Source organism: Mucilaginibacter sp. A5337 (genome assembly GCF_059690695.1).
In genome coordinates this window covers 23,181-29,180 of sequence record NZ_JCAWEC010000018.1, presented here as the reverse complement: position 1 = coordinate 29,180, position 6,000 = coordinate 23,181, and the positions used below count along the sequence as shown (strand labels likewise).

At 41.4% G+C, this 6,000-nt stretch carries 7 protein-coding genes; 4 read left to right on the top strand and 3 right to left on the bottom strand.

The window, feature by feature from the left end; genetic code table 11:
• Nucleotides 1-415: 415 nt before the first annotated feature.
• On the bottom strand, nt 416-739 hold the full coding sequence (tnpA, locus tag AC59JO_RS29475; protein WP_497309982.1) for an IS200/IS605 family transposase: 324 nt from the start codon (nt 737-739) through the stop codon (nt 416-418).
• 106 nt (nt 740-845) lie between these two features.
• On the opposite strand from tnpA, the gene AC59JO_RS29470 reads away from it, so the two are divergent.
• The 3 genes from AC59JO_RS29470 to AC59JO_RS29460 are packed head-to-tail and all read left to right on the top strand — an operon-like array spanning nt 846 to nt 2,936.
• Nucleotides 846-1,412: a pentapeptide repeat-containing protein gene (locus AC59JO_RS29470; protein WP_497309980.1), complete on the top strand. Its 567-nt coding sequence runs from the start codon at nt 846-848 to the stop codon at nt 1,410-1,412.
• Between the two features lie 43 nt (nt 1,413-1,455).
• Entirely contained in the window at nt 1,456-2,181 is a 726-nt protein-coding gene (locus AC59JO_RS29465; RefSeq protein WP_497309978.1) for a M23 family metallopeptidase, read from the top strand.
• On the top strand, nt 2,178-2,936 hold the full coding sequence (locus AC59JO_RS29460) for a DUF4846 domain-containing protein (protein ID WP_497309976.1): 759 nt from the start codon (nt 2,178-2,180) through the stop codon (nt 2,934-2,936). The genes AC59JO_RS29465 and AC59JO_RS29460 overlap by 4 nt, the downstream gene beginning before the upstream one ends.
• A gap of 310 nt (nt 2,937-3,246) precedes the next feature.
• Here the strand turns inward: AC59JO_RS29460 and AC59JO_RS29455 are convergent, their stop codons facing one another.
• Both AC59JO_RS29455 and AC59JO_RS29450 read right to left on the bottom strand, forming a co-directional pair.
• Nucleotides 3,247-3,846: a hypothetical protein gene (locus AC59JO_RS29455; RefSeq protein WP_497309974.1), complete on the bottom strand. Its 600-nt coding sequence runs from the start codon at nt 3,844-3,846 to the stop codon at nt 3,247-3,249.
• A 71-nt stretch (nt 3,847-3,917) separates the two neighbouring features.
• Nucleotides 3,918-4,937, bottom strand: a complete 1,020-nt coding sequence (locus AC59JO_RS29450) for an aldo/keto reductase (protein WP_497309972.1) — start codon at nt 4,935-4,937, stop codon at nt 3,918-3,920.
• A 304-nt stretch (nt 4,938-5,241) separates the two neighbouring features.
• Here AC59JO_RS29450 and AC59JO_RS29445 point away from each other — a divergent pair, with 304 nt between their 5' ends.
• Nucleotides 5,242-5,568: a hypothetical protein gene (locus AC59JO_RS29445; RefSeq protein WP_497309970.1), complete on the top strand. Its 327-nt coding sequence runs from the start codon at nt 5,242-5,244 to the stop codon at nt 5,566-5,568.
• Nucleotides 5,569-6,000 lie beyond the last annotated feature (432 nt).

The window sequence follows — 6,000 nt, the reverse complement described above, 5'->3', positions numbered from 1 at the left end:
ATCTCAGGACATTATCAAACCTGTAAATACATAACAGGATTATCTTAAAACCTGTAAACTTTTTTTAGGACGAGACAAACCTTTTGCACCTACGGCGCAATTATCAAAGTTTTAGCTTATTGACATTACCATCGGAAGCCCTTGCAAGCATTAGGTTTATTCCCGTTTAATAGCTAAAAAGTAAACTGGAATATCTGTCCCATCGGGACAACAGGTTTGTAGCAACATATAAAGCAACTATCTTAGAGCTCCTTAGGAGCTCCACTTGTAAAACATTCTATTCCGGTAGTTTAAAAATGTATCGTTCATCAAACTCTATATTAAAATCCTTTAATATCTGTTGATACTCATCTAAAAATGTTTTCTTTCTATGATGCTCTTGCTGACTTGCAATATAATTTACAACTTTCTCTACCTATGATCTGCTATGGCTAAAAGCACCATACCCCTGCTGCCATTGAAATTTACTGCGTGTTAATCCTTCTCTATTGATCCATTCAGAAGAATCACTTTTGAGTATTCTTATTAAATCAGAGCTTGCCTGATTAGGATTTAATCCAACAAATAAATGCAGATGATCTGGCATATTATTAATAGCAATCAATTTATGTTCTTGTTTCTGAACAATAGAAGTTATATACTGCCGCAACCTTTCTCCCCATGTTTCATCGATTAAAGATGCACGATATTTTACGGCGAATACAAAGTGGATATATAATTGGGTATAAGTATTTCCCATATTTTTGATAAGGTTAATTAGTTAAGTTAAAGACTTAAACATACATTTTTTCTACCAACCGGCCTCTCTTTCGCACATAATCCTGTTAAACCTTACATTTGTTATCATGCAAACCCTACTCTACGAAGACCAAACTTTCACCAAAATAACCAGCGGTCAACTTACCGGCACCACTTACGAAAACTGCAAATTCATCAATTGCGATTTTTCTCATGCCCAGCTAGCAGGCATCACCTTTGTTGATTGCGTGTTTGATACCTGTAACCTGCTCCTTGCAGAGTTAGGCAATACCGGCCTGCAAAACATCCACTTTAAACACTGCAAAATAAGCGGCGTAAACTTTGGCAAAGCCAACGACTTTTTGTTTGAGGTTCATTTTGAGGATTGCATTTTAGATAATGCCGTTTTTTATAAAAAGAAGAACAAAAAGGCTACCTATACCGATTGTTCCATGATCGAGACCGACCTTACCGAAGCCGATCTGAGTGACTGTAAATTCAATAACTGCAATCTCAAAAACGCTTTTTTCAGTCGTACTGTATTAAAAAACGCAGATCTGAGCACTTCTTTTAATTTCATTATCGATCCGGATGATAACATCATTAAAAAGGCCAAATTCTCTCTTCATGGTTTACCGGGTTTGCTTGCCAAATATGATATCCGGATAGGATAATATTTTGGCGACTTATTAGTTAATGTTATTGATTATAAACCTTATGCAAAAACTTATCCTGTTTTGTTTTTTCGTACTGATAGGGTCGGGGGCTTTCGCTCAACGAGATACGGCTGCTTTTACCAAATTCAACAGCTTTAATAACGCGGTTTTAAACGGCGGCATAAAAAAAGCGGAGGCGCAAAAGCAATTCGATATGGTATTAAAACGAATTGGTTTACTGGAAATGATACGGGCCGAGCGCATTCAGCCAAAACTCCAATGGGTATTCCCACTTAAAGGATATAACAGCAGCGCGATAGGCGGTACACACGGGAATGGTTATTTTGACAAAGGTTATCGCTATCTCGACGGCAATAAACACGGTGCTCATCCTGCCCATGATATTTTTATTAACGATAAAAACCAGGATTGTATCGATGACCGTACACAAAAACCTGTTGATGTGCTTAGTGTCGACGATGGTTGGGTGATAGCCTGCTGTAACGAATGGGAATCAAACAGTGCTATGCGGGGCGGCAAGTTCATCTGGATCTATCATCCTAAGGCCGCTGTTTTTACTTATTATGCCCATAACAGCGCCATTTTTGTTAAACCGGGCAGTTATGTTACGCAGGGGCAGAAAATTGCCGAGGTTGGCCGTACAGGTTATAACGCATATAAAAAACGCTCGCCAACACACCTGCACTTTTCGGCGTTTAAACTGGTAGATGGGATCCCGGTACCTTATAACCCTTATGGACAGTTAAAACAAACCAAAACATTATGAAAGCCCTGATCGCCTGCCTGCTGTTGCTTTTGAATACAAATATTATCCCACCTGATAATGTTGTTAAAAGATTTGCAGTGCCGGCAGGTTATCATCGCATAACAACTGCACCCGGTAGTTTCGGGGCATGGTTACAGGCATTGCCCTTGAAACCTCCGGGTACGCCAACTAAAACCTATAAAGGCGATGTTGCCCGTACCGATGTTTACACTGCTGCGGTTATTGATATGAGTGTAGGTAACCAGGACCTGCAGCAATGTGCCGATGCCGTAATGCGTTTACGTGGCGAATACCTTTTTCAGCAAAAAAAGTACAGTCAAATTTCATTCAACTTCACCAGCGGTTTTAAATGCGATTATGAGCATTATGCCAAAGGCTATCGTTACAAAAACGATCATTGGGTATTAACATCCAAACCCGATTATTCGTACAAAACATTTTTAAACTACATGAACCTGGTGTTCAGCTATGCCGGCACACTATCTCTTCAAAAAGAATTAAAAACAGTAACCGACCCCAACAACGTAAAACCGGGTGATGTATTTATCCGTGGCGGCTCGCCGGGGCATTGTTTTATCGTGCTCGATGTTGTGGAAAATGCTGCTCATCAGAAACAGTTTTTGCTGGCGCAGAGTTTTATGCCGGCACAAAATATCCAGGTACTTCAATATGGCTCGCCCTGGTTTGCCATGGACCAGCACAGTGGTATCCTGTATGGCGAGCTGATCAGTAAAAATTACCTGAAGCAGTTTTAAGACGGCAGCAAACTAATAAACAAAATGTCATTTCGACGAATCGATCGGGTAACGGGGTGGGGTGAGGAGAAATTTTATACGACTCGCAATTCGAACTATGCAGATCGGCTTTTACGATGTATAAGATTTCTCTTTCACCCCAATGCTCAAGCCAGCCCTCGCTCAGTCGAAATGACAGTTTTTATATAATACAGGGGATAATTACCTCTTCTCAACCCTGTGATAAAACTCGCCGAAGCTGTATCTCTCGCAGAGGATCCAGATGTATACGCCAATGCTGATTCGCCCAAAAAACAATTTATACCGGCTTTTATTGCTTATCAACCGGTTCTAAAATGGCGTTATCTATTACCATCAGAAAATGAGGAAGCATATTGCCCGCAACATCTATTGATTTTAATCGCCCCCCTATCCTAAATAGCCTACCCTCATAACCCTTAAGTTCATCTTTTGTAATGGGTTTAGCAGGCACTATACTTTCAAAAGTGAACAGATCCGTACCCTTTCTGTTTGTTCCGGATATTGACAGGGTATCTGTTTTCGTATCGGAACTTACGATATAATTGAGCCCAAATTTTAATGATACTGTACGCGATGGCAAAAAAATGGTGTGACCTGTAAAACCACTGACATTTTTTAACGCCCCCGCCTTGGTTACTTTGCCCATATACATCAACCCGGCTTCAGAAGTAATATACATATACCTTATTATAGCCGGAGCATCATCATCCTGCCTGTTCGCCGGAATTTTCAGTAAAAGATCTTCAGATAATTTGGCAGACTCCTGCCAGTTTTCCTCGTTTAAAAATCCTATTAATTTTTGAAATTGCTCATCCGATACGAGTTCCTGACCGCATGCCACGGTACAAGAAACAAATACAAAAAACAGCAGAACTATGACTTTTTTCATAAGTTTAGGCGGAATCTTTCTTGTTGCTCCCGCCTAAATTTACACCAAAAAATATATAAATAAAATGCAGGCTATCTTTTTTCAACCCTATCATAAAACCCGCCGAAGCTGTTCATTTTTACAGCATCCTCATTGAAAAAATCACCAGGAAAACCTAATTCAATAGCACTAACTTCATTGAGCTTTTTGAAATGCTCAGGGGTTAATTTGGTGTCAATGGCTTTGAGGTTATCATTCAACTGATCTATTTTAGTAGCGCCCACAATCGGGATGCAGCTAAAATCCCTGTCCATCATCCACTGCAATGCAACATGACTTTCGGATACACCCAATTCAGCAGCAATATCAACAACTGCTTCAGTAATAGTTTGCGCCCTGTTGTTGCGACGGTTGCTTTCGGCTTTTACACGCCCCTGCTCTCCGCGCAGATATTTACCGGTTAAAGCACCACCGGCCAACGGGGCCCACGGGGTAACGGTCATGCCGTAATGTTTCGCCATCGGGATCAGCTCACGCTCAGCAGTGCGTGCCAGCAGGCTGTACTCCACCTGCAAGGCGATGAACTGGCTCCAGCCCATCAGTTCGGCAAGGGTATTTCCCTTTGATACTATCCAGGCAGGTGTATCACTGATAGCAGCATAGGTAACTTTACCTTGTTTTATCAGGTCGTCCAATCCTCGCAGCACTTCATCAATCGGCGTTATGTTATCCCAAATGTGCAGGTAAAGTACATCAATAAAATCAGTCTTGAGGCGTTTAAGGCTTTCCTCAACACTCCGCATCATATTTTTGCGGTTATTGCCCGATGCATTGGGGTTGGTGGTATTATCTTTTAAAGTGTATTTGGTAGCAAGTACAAAATAGTCGCGATCGTGATTAGTCAAATATTCGCCGATGATCTTCTCACTGGTGCCCAGTTTATACACGTTTGCGGTATCAATAAAATTGCCGCCGGCTTTGGCAAAGGCATCCATAATGGCAAAGCTGGCATCTTTTTCGGCTCCCCAGCCACCTTCGGTACCAAAGCCCATTGCGCCAAGGCACAGTTCAGAAACTTTAAGGCCCGAGCGGCCCAATAATTTGTAATTCATATGTAGTGATGTTTGGTGTGTTATTACTTAAATGTGTTATCGCGGGTGAAGTGTGACGTTTATAATGATGTAATGTAAGTTGCTGGTTATTGATTATATTTTTCAGAAGCGTTGCTGTTAATTGGGGCGTTCCTGTTAGCTAACGGGCCGGGCTTTCCGTTACAAGTCCTCGCTTTTCCAACCCTATCCCAACACGCGCTGCGGGCTTTACACTGCAATCCCTAACGCTGGCCTGCGCACTATAACTTCAAACAATCCCCAGCTCTGTTTTGTACTATTTAATACATCGCTAATATACCAAATTATGAAAATCATCACCCTCCATACCGATATCGGCATAAACCAATTATACCTCCTGCTTCATGAAAAGCTGAACCCTTTGTTTCATGAACAACGACAAAGCAAATTAAACTTCACGATTGAACGTAAAGATGAAATCGTTGAAATTTCGTTACCCGCTGTTTACGACGGCGTATTATTCAGCATCGTAATTAATGGTCACGAACTGTGGATAACCCGTAATGAGCATTATGTTGATGATGTCAATTCACTCACTGTCGAATCGATCATGAACGAGCTGTTCAGCAATATTGCCGGTGATTTGGGGACGGATTTGGTGCAGGAGGGGTAAATTTAACATAACGCATAGTTGACTCACCCGGTCTACGCTTCGCTGGACCACCCTCTCTATCCTTCGGATAAAGAGGGCAAGAAGCTGTTTAATTTAATGTTTTAAAATGTAGAGGCACATCACATGCGCCTCCCCCATGCAATTCCTGAAGTTAACGATTACGAAGCGGCTTGTCCTATAAGTTTAAGTTAACCCACAAATTGTTTGTCGTTTAATTAGCAAGGCGTTTTGTTTTGACCCTCTGGGGCAAGGGCTATTTCTATATATTTTTATGCTACAAACCTTTTGCACCTCTGGTGCACCTGTCCTTGGGCAATTAATACATGTTTATTAAATTGTAAAAATCCCCCAGAGGGGGGAAAGGTTTGTAGAAAATAACATAACACCCTTTCCCGAACCCCAGAGGGGTTCAACTTATGCACATTACCCAAT